Below are 18,700 nucleotides of genomic sequence, written 5' to 3'. Positions count from 1 at the left end.
TCGGATCCCGAGCGTCACCCGGTCAGCGGAACCGAGTGTTCCTCCCGTTGTGCCGCCCGATCGCGCGCGTGGAACACCACGCGGGGCAACGCGCGAGTAGCAAGGTCATCGCAGCCGGTGCGACGCTCGGCGGGTGGGTCGCAGAACCCTGCGGCCGAGGCGCCCAATCTTCGAGGACTGCTTATGACGGCTCAATATGACGACATCATCGTCGGCGCCGGATCGGCCGGTGCGGCGCTCGCGGCCCGGTTGACCGAGGATCCCGCGCGGCGCGTGCTGCTCTTGGAAGGCGGCCCGGACTACGCCGAGCCGGAGGAGCTGCCGGAGGAGATCTTCTACGGCCGTTCGATGTCGTTCGTCGGCAACGACTGGACCTTCCGGGCCGACGTGCACGACGGTCGCCGGATCCGCTACCCGCGCGGCAAGCTCGCCGGCGGTTCGTCGGCGGTCGGGGCGACGGTCGGTCTGCGCGGCGTCCCGGAGGACTACGACGACTGGGCCGCCGCCGGCAACCCGGGCTGGTCCTACTCCGACGTGCTGCCCTACTTCCGCAAGCTGGAGAACGACTACGACTACGGGGACAGCGAGTTCCACGGCCAGGGCGGTCCGATGCCGATCCGCCGCTGGTCGCCGGAGGAGCTGTCGCCGGGGCAGACGGCGTTCATCGAGTCCTGCCTGGAAGCGGGTTTCCCGGAGGTCAAGGACCACAACCACCCCGAGGCGACCGGCGTCGGCTCGATCCCGTCCACCCGGCACGACTCGGTGCACCGGGCCACCACCGGCACGACCTACCTGCGGATGGTCCGCGGCCGGGCGAACCTGGAGATCAGGTCGCTCACGTCGGTCGACCGGGTGGTGTTCGACGGCACGAAGGCGATCGGCGTCATGGCGGCGGCGCAGGGGGGCTCCTACGAGCTCATCGAGGGCCGCCGGATCATCCTGGCCGCCGGCGCGGTCGCGTCGCCGGCGATCCTGCTGCGCTCCGGCATCGGCCCGGCCGAGGACCTGCGCCGGCTGGGCATCGACGTCCGCGCGGACCTCTCGGGGGTCGGCGGCAACCTGGTCGACCACCAGCGCACCGGTGCGTTCCTGGTGCCGCAGCCCGGCATGGTCGACCCGACCGAGGCGTTCCTGCAGGAGATCCTCCGCACCACCTCGCCGGTCTCCGGCGAGTTCAACGACCTGCAGTACTACATGGTCAACCACTTCTCGTTGGACCACTTCCCGGAACTGCAGATGTTGGCGGGCACCACCGAGATCCTCGGCGTGATGGTGGTGGCGCAGCGCCCCGGCTCGCGCGGCCGGATCACGCTGCCGTCCGCCGACCCGACCGCCCAGCCCCAGATCGTGCTGAACTTCCTCGACGACGAGCGCGAGATGGACATCCTCGTCGACGGCGTCCGCACGGCGTGGAAGCTGGCCCACCACCCCGACATCATGAAGCTGGGTCAGGGTTTCGTGGTGCTGCGGGACGCCATGATCGACAACGACGACATGGTGCGGCAGTTCGTGAAGACCAGTCTGGACAGCGCCTACCACCCGGTCGGCACGGTCCGGATGGGTCCGGCCTCGGACCCGGACTCGGTCGTGGACGAGCGGGGCGCGGTGCACGGCACCGAGTCCCTGTACGTCGCCGACTCGTCCATCATGCCGAGCACGGTGCGGGCCAACACCAACCTCTCCTCGATCATGATCGGCGAGCGGGTGGCGGACCTGCTGCGCGAGGGCTGATGCACTCGCGACGAAGTGAAGCGGCTCCGGACCTCGGGTCCGGAGCCGCTTCGTCGTGCGGGTGGAGCGACGATCAGGGTTGCGGGAAGAACTTGGTGACGAACACCTCCCAGGCCCGGTCGCCGAAGATCGCCCGTTGCGGCTTCAGCAGGTGGGTCGGCAGGCCGAGCCGGTAGCGGATGCGCGGGTTGGGGTCCGTGATCGCCTTCTCGATGGTCTCCGCGACCTTGCCGGAGCGCACCGCCGTGCGGCCGCGGCCCTTGGGCTTGTCGACCTCGCGGTAGGCGCCGTGCCAGACGACGAAGCGCTCCCAGAAGTCGGCGTACAGGTCGCTGTCGGTGTCCAGGCCGAGGTCGCCGACCGTGGTCGGCACGAACGAGCCGAGGATCGGCGACGGTTCGATGATGGACACCTTGATGCCCCAGGGCTTCACCTCGAGCCGCAGCGAGTCGCTGATGGCCTCCAGGGCGTGCTTGGTCGCCTGGTAGTAGCCGCGACCGGGCGTGGCGAACAGGCCGAAGATCGACGACATCATGATGATCCGGCCCGACCGCTGCTCGCGCATGCCGGGCAGCACCAGCTGCGTCATCCGGGACAGGCCGAAGAAGTTCGTCTCGAACTGCCGGCGCACCTGCTCGATCGGAGTCTCGCCGATGGTGCCGTTGAGGCTGTAGGCGGCGTTGTTCACCAGGACGCCGACCGCGCCGTGGTCCTCGGTGATCCGCTTCACCGCGGCCGCCATCGACTCCTCGTCGGTGACGTCGACCTGGAGCGTGGTGATGCCCTCGTCGGCCAGGTCCTTGAGCCCGTCCAGGTCGCGACCCGTGGCGTAGACCGGCCAGCCGGCGCGGTGCAGGCGCAGAGCTGTCGCCCGGCCGGTGCCGGACGACAGCCCACCCGAGGAGTTCACCCCGGTGATCAGCACCGCGCGAGAGGCGGTCACGCCTCACCCCCAGCCGGAACCTCCTGCTGCGACACCCGGCTCGCCGCCACCGAGAAGCCCAGCCCCAGGCCGTCCACCATGCGGGTGATGAAGTTGAACATCCCGGCGATGAAGAAGCCCTCCAGCAGCTCCTCGGAGGTCCAGCCGGCGTCCATGGCCACCCGCCAGTCGGCGTCGGTGATCTTGTACGCCTCCTTGCTCAGCTTGGTCAGCAGGCGCAGCAGCACCTTGGTGCGCTCGTCCACCGGCAGGTCCTCCACGGACTCCGCGCGCTCGACGGCCTCGGCGGTCTCCTTGGGGCCGCCGAACGCCTGGAAGAAGAAGTTGTGCGTGCCCACGCAGTACGGGCACTCGTTGACCTTCGACGTCCACGCGGAGATCAGCTCCCGCGTCTGCCGCGGCAGCACACCGCCGAGGAACATGCCCTTGTACCCGGCCACCACGGCTTCGAGCAGGTCGGGCCTGGTGGACATCAGGCGGAACATGTCCGGCACGAACGGCAGGTTGGTGGACTGCTTGATGTTGTCGTACAGCTCGGCGAGGCGGCCTTCGGCCTGACCCTCGTCGACCAGCGGAACCCTGACGTGGGTGGTTGCGTCCATGCTCGACTCACCTTTCAACAGCGGTTGGAGCGTCACGAGGGATGTTTCGGCGTCGCAGGACCGGGATGGCCTCGGCCTGGAAGTCGAGGTCGGAGTCGAAGCCCTTGATCATGCCCTCGATGACCAGCAGCGAGAGCAGGGGGAAGGCGAACTCCGGGGCGGGGAACAAGCCGAACCGGCGTTGCAGGTCGAACAGGCGGCCGGCGAAGCGGGCCAGGTCGAACTCGCCGGACTTCGCGCCGGAGGTCTCCGCCACGAGCTCGCCGAGCGCGGTGCGGAACCCCTCCAGGTCGCAGTCGTCGGCGATCTCGGCGGCGCTCTCGATGACGATCTGGGCGCACGACCAGCCGTCGCCCATCGCCATGTTGATGAAGAAGTCCGCGAACGACCGGCGCACCGGGTCGGGCAGTTGGATGACGAAGCCGGCGTCCAGCATCACCAGGTCGGCGTTGAGGTCGAAGTAGAGGTTGCCCGGGTGCAGGTCGCAGTGCACGAACCCGTCGATGAACAGCATCTCGTAGACCGCGCCCAGCACCGCCCGCTGGACCGAGCGCCGGGTGTCGGCGTCCAGCTCGCCGGGCTCGAAGCGCCTCAGGTCGCTGATGAAGTCCATCACGACGGTCTCCGCCGTGCACAGCTCCGGCAGCGGCGCGGGGATGGTCACGGCGCGGCCGGAGCGCACCAGGTTGGCCCGCAGCGCGGTCAGCGACGCCGCCTCGGCCTCGAAGTCGAGCTGCCGCAGGATCGCGCCGCCGACCTGGCCGTGCATGAGCTTGAACGGCATCTTGCGCAGCTTGGGCAGCAGACCCATCATGCTCATCGCCGAGGCGGTCAGCGTGAAGTCCTGCCACATGACCTTCTCGATACCGGGACGCCGCACCTTGACCGCCACGTGGCGGCCGTCCAGCGTCACCGCCTCGTGGACGGTCGCGATGCTGCCCGAGGCGACCGGCTCCCACGAGAACTCCCGGAACGGCCAGGGCCGGTCGCGGTAGGCCTGCCGGACGGTGCGCTCGATCCGCCGCCTGCTCGGCGGCGACGCGCCGTCGGTGAGCCTGCCCAGCGGGGTGGTCACCTCCTCGGGCAACAGGTCCCGCCGGGTGCTCAGCAGTTGGCCGATCTTGATGTAGGAGGGCCCCAGGCGGGTCAGCATCCTGACCCACCGGTCGCCGTCGCGCAGGCCACGTCCGTCCTTGGAACGCCGGAAGCGCGCGCCGACCGCGGCACCCGCGATGGCCAGGCTGTAGCAGAACACGATGACGCCGACCCAGACGCAGCGCAGCACCAGGCCGGGCAGCTGCACCAGGCGGCCAGTGATGGTGGTCAACCTCGCCCCCTGTCGTTGGACTCGCCGGGACGGCACGACGCCGTCCGCCCTGATGGTGTCGACGCCGATGCCGCGCCGACTACTCCCTCCGTGCCTCGCCGGAGTGATTTGTCGGGGAAAGGGGCCGAGTTCGACCGAAACGTCATCGCGGGGGGCCGCCTTTCCGGAGGGAACGTCACCGGAAGCATTACACCGTTACGTGTAGGTGTCCCTCTTCTCGAATATTGCTTTTCGCGCGAACCGGCCGAAAAGTCCTGTGTGGACGGTGCCGGACCGGCCGGTTCGGGGTGGGGTGGAAAAGGCCCCGGACGCGACGACGCCGGGCCTCCGTGCGGGTCGAAGGCGCCTCCCGTGGGAGTGCGTCGACTTCGGCCCGCGCGGCTGCCCGGCGTCGTGGAAATGCGCGATCAGACCCCGAGTGCGGCGGAGGCGAGCTCCGTGCCCCGGACCCTGGCGGCGATCTTGGCGAACGCCGTGTCACGCGTGGTGGACGTGTCGTCGGCGAACGGGGCGAACCCGCAGTCGTCGCAGGTGCCCAGTTGCCCGACGGGGATGAACTCGGCCGCCTCCAGCACGCGGTCGCGCACCTCCTCGGGCGTCTCCACGCGCGGGTCGATCGGATCGGTCACGCCGATGAACACCCGCGCGTCGGCGGGCAGGTGCTCCTTGATGATCGCCAGCACCCGACGGGGGTCGGACTCGCTGGCCAGCTGCACGTAGAACCGACCGGCCTTGATCCGGAACAGGTCCGGCAGCAGGTCGGCGTAGTCGACGTCCGCGCTGTGCGTGGAGTCCCAGTCGCCGCCCGGGCAGGTGTGCAGGCCGATCCTGGTGCGCTCCTCGTCGGAGAACCGCTCCAGCACCGCGTTGTTGAGCGCCACGAAGTCGCGCAGCAGCCCGCCCGACGGGTCGAGCTTGAGCGACAGCCGCCCCTCCGTGAAGTCCAGCTGCACCACGGCCGCCCCCGCGTCCAGGCACGCGCGGATGTCGGTCTCGGTCTCGTTGACGAGGTCCGCGATGAACTCGTCGCGCGAGTAGCCGTCGATGCCGTCCGCCGGGTACAGCAGGCTCAGCGCCGACGGGGCGATCACCGGCTGCTTCACCGGCAGCGACGTGAGCCGCTGCGTGGTGCGCAGCAGGTCGACGGCGCGCGCGGTGTAGCGGAACGGCCCGCTCGTGAGCACGGGCAGCTCACGGGTGTGCCCGTCGGCGAACGGCACCACCGCGCCACCCGGCGCGAGGTCGGAGATGCCCGCCACCGGGTAGGTCAGGAAACTCGGTTTGTCCTGCTCGCCGTCGGTGACCACCGGCGAACCGGTGGCCTCCAACCGGCCGACCGTGTCGGTCAACGCCTTGTCCGTCAGGTCGCGCAGCGCGGCCGCGTCGATGCGCCCCTCCGCGTGGTCCTTGAACCCCTGCACCAGCTCCGCCGGACGCGGGATGCTGCCGATCGGCTCGGTCGGAATGCCCATTGCCCCCTCCAAGGGTTACCGCTGTCGAAGTGATCAGGACCAGGGCGCCGTCGGGTACCACGGGATGATCTCCCGCCGGGCCAGGAGCCTGATGTCCCAGTACATGAACGTGAAGACGCCCGCGACGATCAGCGCCACGGCCGTGAGGGTCGCCGCCCTCGCCGGCTTGGCGGCGAGCCACCGCTGCAAACGGCCGCCGGTGAAGTACGCCAACGCGAGGAACAGTAGGGCCATGATGATGATGTTGCCTACCGACTGAAGGGTGAACGCGGCAGCCCCGTACAGGGGATTGTGGCTCTCCGCAGCGTCACGGAACATCTGCCGGAATAGCCCGAACGGGCGACCGATCAGGAACCCGCCGATCAGCACGCCCATGAACACCATCGGGGCGTTCGGGAAGCGCTGGGAGATCTTGCGGAACGGGTCCCGCACCAGGCCGAGCGCGGCGAGCCCCATGTAGAACATCACCAGCCCGATGACGCCGAACACGATCAGCGACTGGATGCTGCGGCTGCTCAGCGTGCCCGGCGCGTTCGCCGCGGTGGAGAACTGGGGCATGCGCGTGCCGATGATCCCGACCAGCACGCCGTACAGCGCGGACACCGGGATCATGCCCACCGACAGCCACCCGATCGGCTTGAGCGCGTTGAGCAGCTTCGCCCAGCGCGACCCGGCGGAGCCGAGCATCGGCGCGACGGCGCCGAACGCGGCGATGTTGCACGCGGTGAACGTGCCCGCGACACCGGTGGCGAACGCGAAGGCGATGCCCGCCGCGATGCCCTGGATCGGGGTCTCCTTGGCGTTGTGGCCCAGCAGCGTGTTGGCCACGCTGTCGCCGATCACCGAGTCGACGAAGTGCGCCGACCACACCACGGTCAGCAGGAAGCCGGCGATCGAGCTCAGCGCGACGATGAGCCCGCGCCTGCGCGGGAACTCACCCGTGACGAAGAGCGACGTGCCGACCGCCGCCCTCCTGGACTTCTCTTCGCGACTCTCGTTGGTTCTGGCGCTCGTCATGTGATCCCCCTCGGGAGTCATGCGGGTCGGCGTTGTCAAGCCTCTTCCGGGCGCGTTCTCGTAGGGCCGGTAAAGCATCCCAGGATGCTCGGCATCTTCCTTCTTCGAATGTGCGGAGTTGCTAGGCCGAACGGGCCTCATGTCGCCGGAGGTGGTTTGAGGGCCGCCGGACGCCGGTTGGCGGCGTCCGTGTCCGCAGGTCTGCGGTCTGCCGGGGTCGCCGGGTCGTGACGTCGCGTTGGTTCGCCGGGTACTCGCGCGACGTGCCGGGAATTCGAATCACGGTGTTATGGAAAAAGTGCAGGTCAGGTGGGCAAACTCGGAGAAGCAAGGTCGTCGGGCGGTCGTGCAGTCTTACGTTGCGCACATTTTTCGAAGTGTCGCGTGTGTTGCCGCAATGGTGCACGGCGGCATTTCCAGACCATCCGGAATTCCCGATGTCCTCAAAGACGGTGAAAGCATGAGCAGTGAGCGGATCGCAATCGTCGGCATCGGCCTGCGCTACCCCGATGCCGGTTCCACCGGGGAACTGTGGGAAAACGTCCTGGCCGGTCGTCGGGCCTTCCGCAGGCTGCCCGACGAGCGGATGAACCACGAGGACTACTACTCCCCCGACCCCGAAGCCCCGGACCGCTTCTACACCACGAAGGCCGCGGTGCTGCGCGACTTCGAGTTCGACCGGGTTCGCTACCGCGTGGCGGGCAGCACGTTCCGCGCGACCGACATGACGCACTGGCTGGCGCTCGACGTGACCACCCAGGCGCTGGCCGACGCGGGTTTCCCCGAAGGCGAGGGCCTGCCGCGGCGGACGACCGGCGTGGTGCTGGGCAACAGCCTCACCGGTGAGTTCTCCCGCGCGAACGTCATGCGGCTGCGCTGGCCGTACGTGCGGCGCACGGTCGCCGCCGCGCTGACCGCGAAGGGCTGGCCCGAGGACGAGACCGCGGGCTTCCTGCGCGACCTCGAAGTGCAGTACAAGGCACCGTTCCCGGAGACCAACGAGGACACCCTGGCGGGCGGACTCGCCAACACCATCGCCGGCCGGATCTGCAACTACTACGACCTGCACGGGGGCGGCTTCACCGTCGACGGCGCGTGCTCCTCGTCGCTGCTGTCGGTCGCCACGGCCGCCAACTCGCTCGCCGAGCACGACCTGGACGTCGCCATCGCGGGTGGCGTCGACCTGTCGATCGACCCGTTCGAGGTCATCGGCTTCGCCAAGACCGGCGCGCTGGCCAAGCGCGTGATGAAGGTCTACGACAAGGACTCGAACGGCTTCTGGCCGGGCGAGGGCGCGGGTTCCCTCGTGCTGATGCGCGAGGACGACGCACTGGCCCAGGGCAAGCGCATCTACGCGACGATCACGGGCTGGGGCATCTCGTCGGACGGCAAGGGCGGCATCACCCGTCCCGAGGCCGAAGGCCACCGCCTGGCCCTGTACCGCGCTTACGGCCGTGCGGGCTACGGCCTGGAGTCGGTCTCCTACTTCGAGGGCCACGGCACCGGCACGGCGCTGGGTGACGAGACGGAGATCGAGGCGTTGTCCTCGGCCCGCCGCTCCGCCGACCCGAACGCCCGTCCCGCCGCGCTGAGCACCATCAAGGGCAACTTCGGGCACACCAAGGCCGCGGCCGGGGTCGCCGGACTGATCAAGGCGACCCTCGCCGTGCACCACCAGGTCATCCCGCCGGGCACGGGGCACTACGACCCGCACCCGAAGCTGACCGCCGACGACGCGGTGATGTACGTGCCGTCGGAGGCCGAGCTGTGGCCGGAGGACCGCCCGGTCCGCGCCGGTGTGTCGGCGATGGGCTTCGGTGGCATCAACACGCACATCGCGCTGGCGGCGCCGCTCGACGCCGCCCGGCGCGCGGAGCTCGACGCCCGCACCAAGGCCATCGTCGCGGGCCGCCAGGACGCCGAGGTGCTGCTGTTCGACGCGACGGATCGCGCGACGCTGAAGGCGCGGCTGGTCGAGGTGGCCGCGCTGCTGCCGAAGCTGGCGTTCGCCGAGCTGGGCGACCTGGCCTCGGCCCTGGCCGCACGGCTCACCGGCGCCTCGTTGCGCGGCGCGGTCGTGGCCCGCACGCCCGAGGAGGCCGAGCGCAAGGTCGCTAAGCTGATCACGGCCGTGGACGAGGGCAAGAACGCGTTCGACGCCAACGACGGCGTGTTCCTGGACGACCGGCCCTCCGAGCCGCGCCTGGCGTTCCTGTTCCCCGGCCAGGGTTCCGGCCGCGGCGCGGTCGGCGCCATCCGCCGCCGCTTCCCGGTCGCGGAGGACGTCTTCCGCAGCGCCGCGCTGCCCACCGACGGCGACCAGGTGGCCACCGAGGTCGCGCAGCCGCGCATCGTCGCGGGTTCGCTCGCCGCGCTGAAGGTGCTGCGCGAACTGGGCGTCGAGGCGCACACGGCCGTCGGGCACAGCCTCGGCGAGCTGACCGCGGTGCACTGGGGCGGCGCGCTGAGCGCCAACCGGGTGCTGTCGCTGGCCGCCGAGCGCGGTCGCGTCATGGCGAGCGCCAGCCAGGGCGGCGGCGCGATGGCCGGTCTGGCGACCGACCCCGAGCGGGCGAAGGAGCTGGCCGCCGGCGAGGACGTCGTGATCGCGGGCTACAACGGCCCCAAGCAGACCGTGCTGTCCGGCCCGGCCGAGGCCGTGGACCGGGTGTGCACGGCGGCACGGGCCGCGGGCGTGCACGCCACCCGCATCAACGTGTCCCACGCGTTCCACTCGCCGCTGGTGTCCCCGGCCGGCGCGGCCATGGCGGAGCGGCTGGTCGACTTCGACTTCGGCCGACTGATCCGCCCGGTGCACTCCACCGTCACCGGCGACGTGCTGGAGGCGGGCACCGACCTGCGTGACCTGCTGCGCGACCAGATCACCCTCCCGGTCCGGTTCCACGAGGCCGCCGCCAAGGCCGCCGCCGTCACCGACCTGGTCGTCGAGGTCGGCCCCGGCCGCGTCCTCACCGGCCTGATGCAGGAGATCGCGCCCGACAAGGCCGTGCTCTCGGTGGACACCGACAGCGCGTCGCTCAGCTCGCTGCTGACCGTCGTCGCCGCCGCCCACGTGCTGGGCGCGTCGATCCGCACGGACGCCCTGTTCAGCGAGCGGGTCGCCCGCGACCTGCCGCTGGACGGCACGATGACGTTCCTGTCGAGCCCCTGCGAGACGGCTCCCGCCCTCGACACCGGTCTGCGCTCGATCGAGCAGAACCCGTCGAGCGGCGCGGCCGTTCCCGCCGCGGCCACGTCGTCGGCGGACGCGACGGGTTCCGACGGCGAGTCCACGCTGGCACTGCTGCGCCGCCTGGCCGCGCAGCGCGTGGAACTGCCGCTGGAGGCCATCACCGCGGAGACGCACCCGCTGGACGACCTGCACCTGAGCTCCATCACGGTCGGCCAGCTGGTCAACGAGGTCACCCGCACCCTGGGTCGCCCGGCCCTGGAGGGCACGACCAACTTCGCCACCGTGCGGATGGGCGAGCTGGCGGAGCTGATCGACAACCTGGCCGACACGGCGCACGCCGACGAACGCGACAACGGCGAGGTGCCGGGTGTCGCGCCGTGGGTGCGGCCGTTCCTGGTCGAGCACGTCGAGCGCGAGCTGGTGACGGCGAAGCCGGGCCCGGTGGGGGAGTGGACGGTCTACGCACCGGCCGGTCACCCGCTGGCCGAGCCGCTGAAGGCGGGCCTGCCCGGCGACGGCGTGCTCCTGCTGCTGCCGCCGGAGGGCGGTGACGCGCACGTGGGCCTGTTCCTGGAGGCCGCGCGCGACGTGCTGGCGTCCGGCCGCAGGCTCGCGGTCGTGCAGCACAAGCTGGGCGCGTCGGGCCTGGCCCGCACGCTGCACCTGGAGGCGCCGCACATCCCGGTGACCCTGGTCGACCTCGACCCCGGGCTGACCGGCTCGGACACCGACGCCGTGCGGCGGGTCGCCGCGGAGGTCGCGGCCACGACCGACTTCTCCCAGGCGCGGTACGACGCCGACGGCGTGCGCACCGTGCCGGTGCTGCGGGCGGTGTCGGGTCAGGTCGAGCCGGGCTCCCCGGAGGCGTCCCCGCTCGGTTCCGACGACGTGCTGCTGGTCACCGGCGGCGGCAAGGGCATCACGGCCGAGTGCGCCATCGCGATGGCCACCGACTCGGGCGCGTCCCTGGCGCTGCTCGGCCGGGCCGACCCGGCCGCCGACGCGGAGCTCGCGGCCAACCTGGCCCGGATGACGGCGGCGGGCATCGAGCACCGCTACGTGCGAGCCGACGTGACCTCCCCCGAGCAGATCGCGGCCGCCGTGGAGCGGTTCCGCGCCGAGCTGGGCGAGGTGACCGCCGTGCTGCACGGCGCGGGCCGCAACGAGCCCAAGGGCCTGACCGGACTGTCCGAAGAGGACTTCCACAGCACGTTGGCGCCGAAGATCAAGGGCCTCAACGCGGTGCTCGACGCGGTCGACCCGGAGCGGATCAAGCTCCTGGTCACGTTCGGCAGCATCATCGGCCGGGCGGGTCTGCGCGGCGAGGCGCACTACTCCACCGCCAACGACTGGATGTCCGAGCTGACCGTCGACTTCGGCGTGAAGCACCCGCAGGCCAGGGTCCTCGCCCTGGAGTGGTCGGTCTGGTCCGGTGCGGGCATGGGCGAGCGGCTCGGCGTGGTCGAGGCGCTGATGCGCGACGGCATCACGCCGATCTCCACCGACGCGGGCATCTCGGTGCTCCGCGAGGTGCTGGCCGACCCGACCGTGGGCCCCGTGCTCGTGGTCTCCGGTCGCGCAGCCGGTCTGCCGACGTTGGAGATGGCGCGCACCGAACTGCCGCTGGCCCGGTTCGTGGACCGCGTGCTGGTCCACTACCCGTCGGTCGAGCTGGTGACCGAGGCCGACCTGGCCGACGGCACCGACCCGTACCTGGGCGACCACCTGCTCGAAGGCGACCTGCTGTTCCCGGCCGTCATCGGCATGGAGGCCATGACCCAGGTGGCCGCCGCCCTCACCGGGCAGGACGCGCCGCCGCTGCTGGAGGACGTGGAGTTCCTGCGGCCGGTGGTGGTGCGGCCGGGTGGCTCGTTGACGGTGCGGATCGCGGCACTCGCCCGTGACGCCGAGACCGTGGACGTGGCGATCCGGGCCGAGGACACCGGGTACTCCGCCGACCACTTCCGGGCCCGACTGCGGTTCCCGCGGCCGGAGATCCCCGGCGAGGCGGTCGACGGCGCCCCCGTGCTGCCGCTGGTGCCGGTCGACCCGGTCACCGAGCTGTACGGCAGCGTGCTGTTCCAGGGCAAGCGGTTCCAGCGGTTGCAGGGCTACCGGCGGGCGAGCGCCCGGCACGCGGTGGCCGAGGTCGCCACGACGTCCGTGGCCTCCTGGTTCGCCCCGTTCCTGCCGCAGGACCGGATGCTGGCCGACCCGGGCACGCGGGACGTGATGATGCACGCCATCCAGTGCTGCGTCCCCGACGCCACGCTGCTGCCGCAGAGCGTGGAACGGCTCTACCTGTCCGCCCAGGTCGACCAGCTCGCGCAGTACGTCGTGCTGGACGCCCGTGAGCGTTCGCAGGACGGCGACAGCTACACCTACGACATCGACGTCCGGGACCCGGACGGGCGGCTGGTCGAGCGGTGGGAGGGTCTGGTCCTGCGGGCCGTGCGCAAGCGCGACGGCGCGGGTCCGTGGACGCCGACCATGCTCGGCTCGTACCTGGAGCGCTCGCTGGAGCGCGTCCTGGGTGGCAGCCGCGCGGTGGTGGTCGAGCCCGACCCGACCGACGCCACCCCGGAGCGCCGCGCGCAGACCGCGCTCGCACTCGGCCGGGCGCTGAACCGCCCCGTCGAGGTGCACTACCGGCCGGACGGCAAGCCGGAGGTCGACGGCGTCGAGGTGTCCGCCTCGCACAGCTCGGGTGTCACCTTCGCGGTGGCGGCCCAGGGCGGCGCCATCGGTGTCGACGTCGAGGCCGCCGAGGCCCGGTCCGAAGAGGACTGGGTCGGCCTGCTCGGCGAGGACCTGATCGCCGTGCGGGACCTGCTCACCACCGAGGCCGGCGAGACCGCGGCCATCTCGGGGACGCGGGTGTGGAGTGCGCTGGAGTGCTTGCGCAAGACCGGTTCCACCACGCAGGCGCTGACGGTCGACCGGGTCCACCCGGACGGCTGGGCCGTGCTGTCGACCGGCGACGCCAAGGTCGCCACCTGGGTGACCACCATCGTCGACCGGCCCGAGCCCGTGGTGTTCGCGGTGCTCGTCGGCAAGGAGGACTGACGTGTCGAACTACTACGAGATCCGCCACATCGTCGGCTTCGAGGAGACGAACCTCGTCGGCAACGTGTACTACGTGAACTACCTGCGCTGGCAGGGGCGGTGCCGCGAGATGTTCCTCAAGGAGAACGCGCCGAGCGTCCTGGCGGACCTGCAGGACGACCTCAAGCTGTTCACCCTCAAGGTGGAGTGCGAGTTCTTCTCCGAGATCACGCTGTTCGACGAGCTGTCGGTGCGGATGCGGCTGGAGGAGCTGACCCAGACGCAGATCCAGTTCAGCTTCGACTACGTCAAGGTCACCGACGGCCAGGAGGTCCTGGTCGCCAAGGGCAGGCAGCGGATCGCGTGCATGCGCGGCCCGAACACGAACACGGTCCCCTCCAGGGTGCCGGAAGACCTGCGCAAGGCGCTCGCGCCCTACGCCGAGGCCCCGGTGCTGGCCCGCGCCGGGCTGGGGGGATGACGGACATGTACGAGGCGGCACCCACGATGGAGGAGACCTCGCTGCGGGACGCCATGTCCCTGTTCGCGACCGGGGTCACGGTGTTGACGGTCGGTGGACAGCACGCGCACGGCATGACGGCGAACTCGTTCACCTCGGTGTCGCTCGACCCGCCGCTGGTGCTGTGCTGCATCTCCCACTCCGCGGTGATGCACGAGGCGATCAGCAACACCAAGCGGTTCGGCGTGTCGATCATGGGCGCCGACCAGCGGGACACCGCGAAGTACTTCGCCGACAAGCGCCGGCCGCTCGGGCAGGAGCAGTTCGACGCGGTGGACTGGATGGAGGGGCCGCACACCGGCGCGCCGCTGCTGAACGGTTCACTGGCGTGGCTCGAGTGCGAGCTGGTGCAGTTCTACGACGGCGGGGACCACACGATCTTCGTGGGCCAGGTCCTCAGCTGCAGCCGGGGCGCGGGCTCGGAGGCGCTGTTGTTCTACAGCAGCGCTTTCCACCGGGTCTGACGTCCGAGTCCGCTCGCATCGGGAAGGAGTGCACATGCTGGTGACCGTCACCGGGGGCACCGGTCTCGTCGGCTCGCACACGGTGGCGGAGCTCGTGCGCGCCGGCCACCGGGTCCGACTGCTGGTCCGGGACGCGGACGCGGTGGAAACCGCCACGCGACCGTTGGAGGTGCCACCCGACGCGTTGGACGTCGTGGTCGGTGACGTGACCGACGAGCGGTCGGTCGCCGCGGCGGTGCGCGGCGCGGACGCCGTGGTCCACGCGGCGTCGGTGTACTCGTTCGACCGGCGCAGGCGGGCCGAGATGGTGCGCACCAACGCCCACGGCACGGAGGTGGTGCTCGGCGCCGCCCGCCGTGCCGGGGCGGGGCGCATCGTCCACGTGTCGAGCATCGCGGCGCTGTTCAGCCCCGGTGCGCGGGTGATCCGCGAGCAGTCGCCCGTCGGCACGACCCGTGAGCCGTACGCGGCGACCAAGGCCGCGTCGGAAGCCATCGCACGGCGGCACCAGGACGAGGGGGCGCCGGTGGTCGTCAGCTACCCACCGGCCCTCCTCGGGCCGCACGACCCGAAGCTCGGGGACCAGACCGAGCGGCTGCGCAATACCTTGCGCGGGATCATGCCGATGTGGCCCGCCGGTGGGCTGCAGATCGGCGATGTCCGGGACACGGCGGCGCTGCACCTGGCGCTGCTGTCCCCGGACGTGACCGGGCCTCATTCCGTTGGCAGGCACTTCGGGCCGGGGCGTTACCTGAGCATGCGGGAATACCTGGACGGGATCAGGGAGGCCACCGGGCGGACGTTGCCCGCGGTCTTCCTGCCCCCGGCGATGATGACGCCCGTCGGGCGGTTCGTCGACCTGGTGCAGCCGGTCTGGCCGTGGCACATCCCCGCCGAGTACGGGGCGATCGCCACGGTCGGCGCGGCGGTCCGGGTCGACCCGGCCGCGAGCACGCTCGACCTGAAGCCCCGTCCGTTCACCGACACGGTCGCCGACACCGTGCGGTGGCTGGCCGACACCGGAGCCTTGACCGAACGCCAGGCAGGACGCCGATGACCACTTCAGGGATCGAACACGTCAACGGCCACTCGGACTTCCGGCCCGAGTTGCCGATCCGCACCATGGAACTGCTCCGGGAGCGCAACGACGACCTGCGCGACCGGGCCGTGTCCAACGCCGAGTCGGTGCGCCGACAGCGCGCGCTGGGCAAGCGCACCGCGCGTGAACGCCTGGACATGTTGCTCGACAAGGGCTCGTTCACCGAGGTGGAGCTGTACCGGCGACACCAGGCGCACGGGCTGAAGGTGTCCGAGCACCGCCCCCACACCGACGGCGTGGTGGCGGGCTCGGGCACGATCGACGGCCGGCGCGTGTTCGTCTACGCGCAGGACTTCACCATCTTCGGCGGTTCGCTCGGCCAGGCGCACGCGGCGAAGATCCACAAGGTGATGGACATGGCCGTCGACACCGGCTCGCCCATCATCGCCCTGAACGACAGCGGCGGCGCGCGCATCCAGGAAGGCGTGATGGCGCTGGACGGCTACGGCGGCATCTTCCGCCGCCAGGTCGCGGCGTCCGGTGTCATCCCGCAGATCGCCGTGGTGCTCGGACCGTCCGCGGGCGGTGCCGCGTACTCGCCGGCGTTGGCCGACTTCACGTTCATGGTCCGGGGTACCGCGCAGATGTACCTGACCGGTCCCGACGTGGTGCAGGCCGTGTCGGGGGAGAAGGTCAGCCACGACGAGCTGGGCGGCGCGTCGGTGCACGGCGAGCTGTCCGGCGTGGCGTCGTTCGTGCACGACGACGAGGAGTCGTGCCTGGAGGACGTCCGGTACCTGGTGTCGATGCTGCCGTCGAACAACCTGGAGCCGCCGCCCGCCCACGAGCCGGTCGGCGCGGTGGACGACGTGCGGCCGGAGTTCGCCTCGATCGTGCCCGTCGAGCCGAACAAGCCCTACGACATGCGCACGCTGATCGAGGAACTGGTGGACGACGGGGAGTTCCTCGAAGTCCACGAGGGCTGGGCGCGCAACGTGGTCGTGGCGCTCGGCCGGATCGACGGCGCGGTCGTGGGCATGGTCGGCAACCAGCCGCTGGTGTCCGCCGGTGTGCTGGACATCGAGGCGTCCCAGAAGGCCGCGCGGTTCGTGCGGTTCTGCGACGCGTTCGGCATCCCCCTCGTGTCGCTGGTCGACGTGCCGGGCTTCCTGCCCGGTACGGCGCAGGAGCACTCGGGCGTCATCCGGCACGGCGCGAAGCTGCTCTACGCCTACTGCGAGGCGTCCGTGCCGCGCATCCAGGTGATCGTGCGCAAGGCCTACGGCGGGGCGTACATCGTGATGGACTCGCGGTCGATCGGGACGGACCTGGCGCTGGCCTGGCCGACCAACGAGATCGCCGTGATGGGCGCGGAGGGAGCGGTGAACGTCATCTTCCGCAAGGAGCTGGCGGCCTCGGCCGACCCGGACGCGCTGCGGGCGGAGTTGATCGCGGAGTACTCCGAGCAACTGGTGCACCCCTACTACGCGGCCGAGCGCGGCCTGGTGGACGACGTGATCGACCCGTCGCACACCCGGTCCGCGGTGGCGCGGGGACTGGAGATGCTGCGCAACAAGCGCCGCCCGACCCCGGCGCGCAAGCACGGCAACGTGCCGCTGTAACCGCTGCGACGAGGTACCTGACGACGGCACCCCACCAACCGGTGGGGTGCCGTCGTGCTGTCCGGGTCCGGTCGGGCACGGGGATGCCCCACACCGCCGCGTGCTCCGAGGTCGCCGAGGCCGGGGTCGTCACGCCTGGCACCTCCCTGCGCTGAAACCCGGAAAACGCAGGTCAGGGCGTTGCGCGAACGGGTGACAGGCAGGTCGGACGCGGGGTCCTGCGGGCCGCCGCTCGGTGTGGGCAATACGCCAGGTGGGTATACCTCCCCACGAGGGGCCGTTCGACTTGACGACGTTCCATAACGCCGCTATAAATAGAAGCAAGACAGTGTTATGGAATCTCTGGGACGGGGTGGTGGCCGTGGTCACGTCGGTGCGGGAAGCCGCTGAAGCGCTGGTGGTGCGAGGTGCGCTGCCCGCCGAGCTGGACGGTGCCATCGTCTGGTCCGGCAAGTACGGTGTCTCCGGAGTCCACCTGGGCCCCGACGGCGCGCGGTGGTACCGCGGCCCGCGGCCCACCGGTCTCGCGCCGGCCGACCGGCCCTCCGGCGCCACGATTGCCCGCCCGGTCTACGACGGCGCGGAGTGGCACACGGCCATGTCGCACCCGGAGCTCGGCTACGCCGAGCACGTCACCCTCGGCCCGGACGGCGACGTGCTGCGCGCCGAGCCGTTCCCGCTGGACGGTGCGCCGCGGATGCGCGCGATCGGCGTCACGGAACGCTTCGTCGTCGTCTTCGACTCGGCGCCCTACTACAGCCGCGCGGCCGACCTCGTCGGCGTGCGCGACCCGTACTCCGGCCCCGCCACCGGCCCCGCCCGCATCGGTCTGCTCGCCCACGGCCGGCCGTGCTGGTTCGAGGTCGGCGAGGGTCAGGTGCTGTCCTTGGTCAACGCCTACGAGGACCTCGGCCGGGTGGTCGTGGACGCGGTGTGGGCGCCCGGCGTGCTGCGCCGCCACACGCTCGACCTCGCCACCGGCGTCGTGCGCCGGATCGACCTGCCCCCGATGGACGTCGGCGGCGTCGACCAGCGCAGGACGGGCCGCAGGCACCGCTTCGTCTTCGGCACGTCGGGCACCGCGATCGTCCGCCACGACGTGGCCCTGGGCTGCACGTGGCGTCGCGAACTGGGCGTCACGCCCGGCCAGCCGGTGTTCGTGCCGCGCGGCACGGAGGAGGGCGACGGCTGGGTCGTCGTCGTCGCGGGTGACGAGGTGCTGGTGCTGGACGCGGCCGACCTGGCCGGTCCGCCGGTCGCGGTGGTGCGGCTGCCGTTCGCGGTGCGCGCGTCGCAGTGCGCCACCTGGCTCACCGGCCGCACCGCGGCCTGACCCCGCGCCCGCGGTTCGGCGGGCGCGCCGTCACCGGGTGACCTGACGGCGAATCCCCGGCGGGCGACGGCGGCGGCAACCGTGCGACGAACCGCCGCTGAGGTCCGGTCCCGCGTGCTGCGAGTGGCCGGAGACCCGTTCTGACGCGGGGGATGCGGGCCCACCGGGTTCGACCCGGTCGCGCCAACCACCCTGTACCGCCCTGTTCGCCTCCAGGAACGATCTCGTCGGCGCCTACGTCGAGCGCGCCGACCTCGACTTCCGCGGCCGGTTCACCGCCGCGGGCACCGATCGGGTCCTGGCGGTCATCGACATCGCGTTCACCCATACCCCTCGCCGTAGTTGCGCGGCCGAGCGGTCCTCGTGTCATCGCTGAGTTCCCCGACGCCGAG

General features: G+C 71.2%; 12 protein-coding genes. 7 read left to right on the top strand and 5 right to left on the bottom strand.

The features are described from left to right. The first annotated feature begins 183 nt into the window (after nucleotides 1–183). The gene (locus AB0K14_RS21545) at nucleotides 184–1,731 is read left to right on the top strand and encodes a GMC family oxidoreductase N-terminal domain-containing protein (protein WP_360462185.1); all 1,548 of its coding nucleotides are present in this window, start codon (nucleotides 184–186) and stop codon (nucleotides 1,729–1,731) included. A gap of 73 nt (nucleotides 1,732–1,804) precedes the next feature. Here the strand turns inward: AB0K14_RS21545 and AB0K14_RS21540 are convergent, their stop codons facing one another. The 5 genes from AB0K14_RS21540 to AB0K14_RS21520 all read right to left on the bottom strand — a co-directional run bounded on the left by AB0K14_RS21540 (nucleotide 1,805) and on the right by AB0K14_RS21520 (nucleotide 7,092). Continuing rightward, entirely contained in the window at nucleotides 1,805–2,674 is an 870-nt protein-coding gene (locus tag AB0K14_RS21540; RefSeq protein ID WP_360462188.1) for an SDR family oxidoreductase, read from the bottom strand. Next, nucleotides 2,671–3,276 carry a carboxymuconolactone decarboxylase family protein gene (locus AB0K14_RS21535; protein WP_360462190.1) on the bottom strand — a complete coding sequence of 202 codons (606 nt, stop codon included), beginning with the start codon at nucleotides 3,274–3,276 and terminating at the stop codon, nucleotides 2,671–2,673. The genes AB0K14_RS21540 and AB0K14_RS21535 overlap by 4 nt, the downstream gene beginning before the upstream one ends. A 7-nt stretch (nucleotides 3,277–3,283) precedes the next feature. Then, nucleotides 3,284–4,603: an AarF/UbiB family protein gene (locus AB0K14_RS21530; RefSeq protein WP_360462193.1), complete on the bottom strand. Its 1,320-nt coding sequence runs from the start codon at nucleotides 4,601–4,603 to the stop codon at nucleotides 3,284–3,286. Nucleotides 4,604–5,010: 407 nt separating this feature from the next. After that, nucleotides 5,011–6,075: a cobalamin-independent methionine synthase II family protein gene (locus AB0K14_RS21525; RefSeq protein ID WP_360462196.1), complete on the bottom strand. Its 1,065-nt coding sequence runs from the start codon at nucleotides 6,073–6,075 to the stop codon at nucleotides 5,011–5,013. Nucleotides 6,076–6,108: 33 nt separating this feature from the next. Then, a complete protein-coding gene (locus tag AB0K14_RS21520) occupies nucleotides 6,109–7,092 on the bottom strand; it encodes a hypothetical protein (RefSeq protein ID WP_360462199.1) in 984 nt (327 codons plus the stop codon). A gap of 460 nt (nucleotides 7,093–7,552) precedes the next feature. Here AB0K14_RS21520 and AB0K14_RS21515 point away from each other — a divergent pair, with 460 nt between their 5' ends. The 6 genes from AB0K14_RS21515 to AB0K14_RS21490 all read left to right on the top strand — a co-directional run bounded on the left by AB0K14_RS21515 (nucleotide 7,553) and on the right by AB0K14_RS21490 (nucleotide 18,308). Beyond that, on the top strand, nucleotides 7,553–13,351 hold the full coding sequence (locus AB0K14_RS21515) for a type I polyketide synthase (RefSeq protein WP_360462202.1): 5,799 nt from the start codon (nucleotides 7,553–7,555) through the stop codon (nucleotides 13,349–13,351). 1 nt (nucleotide 13,352) lies between these two features. Next, on the top strand, nucleotides 13,353–13,811 hold the full coding sequence (locus AB0K14_RS21510; RefSeq protein ID WP_360462205.1) for an acyl-CoA thioesterase: 459 nt from the start codon (nucleotides 13,353–13,355) through the stop codon (nucleotides 13,809–13,811). Continuing rightward, on the top strand, nucleotides 13,808–14,314 hold the full coding sequence (locus tag AB0K14_RS21505) for a flavin reductase family protein (protein ID WP_360462208.1): 507 nt from the start codon (nucleotides 13,808–13,810) through the stop codon (nucleotides 14,312–14,314). The genes AB0K14_RS21510 and AB0K14_RS21505 overlap by 4 nt, the downstream gene beginning before the upstream one ends. A gap of 34 nt (nucleotides 14,315–14,348) precedes the next feature. Next, complete coding sequence (locus tag AB0K14_RS21500) at nucleotides 14,349–15,371, top strand: SDR family NAD(P)-dependent oxidoreductase (protein WP_360462211.1); 1,023 nt, start codon at nucleotides 14,349–14,351, stop codon at nucleotides 15,369–15,371. Between the two features lie 65 nt (nucleotides 15,372–15,436). Beyond that, nucleotides 15,437–16,975 carry an acyl-CoA carboxylase subunit beta gene (locus AB0K14_RS21495; protein WP_360462279.1) on the top strand — a complete coding sequence of 513 codons (1,539 nt, stop codon included), beginning with the start codon at nucleotides 15,437–15,439 and terminating at the stop codon, nucleotides 16,973–16,975. Between the two features lie 328 nt (nucleotides 16,976–17,303). Next, a complete protein-coding gene (locus AB0K14_RS21490) occupies nucleotides 17,304–18,308 on the top strand; it encodes a carotenoid oxygenase family protein (protein WP_360462214.1) in 1,005 nt (334 codons plus the stop codon). Nucleotides 18,309–18,700: the final 392 nt, after the last annotated feature.

Source organism: Actinosynnema sp. NPDC050801, assembly GCF_040673975.1.
Classification (GTDB): domain Bacteria; phylum Actinomycetota; class Actinomycetes; order Mycobacteriales; family Pseudonocardiaceae; genus Actinosynnema.
Note: the sequence above shows the minus strand (reverse complement) of the source record. Positions and strands in the feature narration are given on the sequence as shown.

Bases quoted from the DNA above. Each gene is read 5' to 3' on its own strand.
- AB0K14_RS21515 (WP_360462202.1), top strand. From the start codon at position 7,553: ATGAGCAGTGAGCGGATCGCAATCGTCGGCATCGGCCTGCGCTACCCC.
- AB0K14_RS21520 (WP_360462199.1), bottom strand. From the start codon at position 7,092: ATGACGAGCGCCAGAACCAACGAGAGTCGCGAAGAGAAGTCCAGGAGG.
- AB0K14_RS21545 (WP_360462185.1), top strand. From the start codon at position 184: ATGACGGCTCAATATGACGACATCATCGTCGGCGCCGGATCGGCCGGT.
- AB0K14_RS21525 (WP_360462196.1), bottom strand. From the start codon at position 6,075: ATGGGCATTCCGACCGAGCCGATCGGCAGCATCCCGCGTCCGGCGGAG.
- AB0K14_RS21500 (WP_360462211.1), top strand. From the start codon at position 14,349: ATGCTGGTGACCGTCACCGGGGGCACCGGTCTCGTCGGCTCGCACACG.
- AB0K14_RS21495 (WP_360462279.1), top strand. From the start codon at position 15,437: ATGGAACTGCTCCGGGAGCGCAACGACGACCTGCGCGACCGGGCCGTG.
- AB0K14_RS21505 (WP_360462208.1), top strand. From the start codon at position 13,808: ATGACGGACATGTACGAGGCGGCACCCACGATGGAGGAGACCTCGCTG.
- AB0K14_RS21535 (WP_360462190.1), bottom strand. From the start codon at position 3,276: ATGGACGCAACCACCCACGTCAGGGTTCCGCTGGTCGACGAGGGTCAG.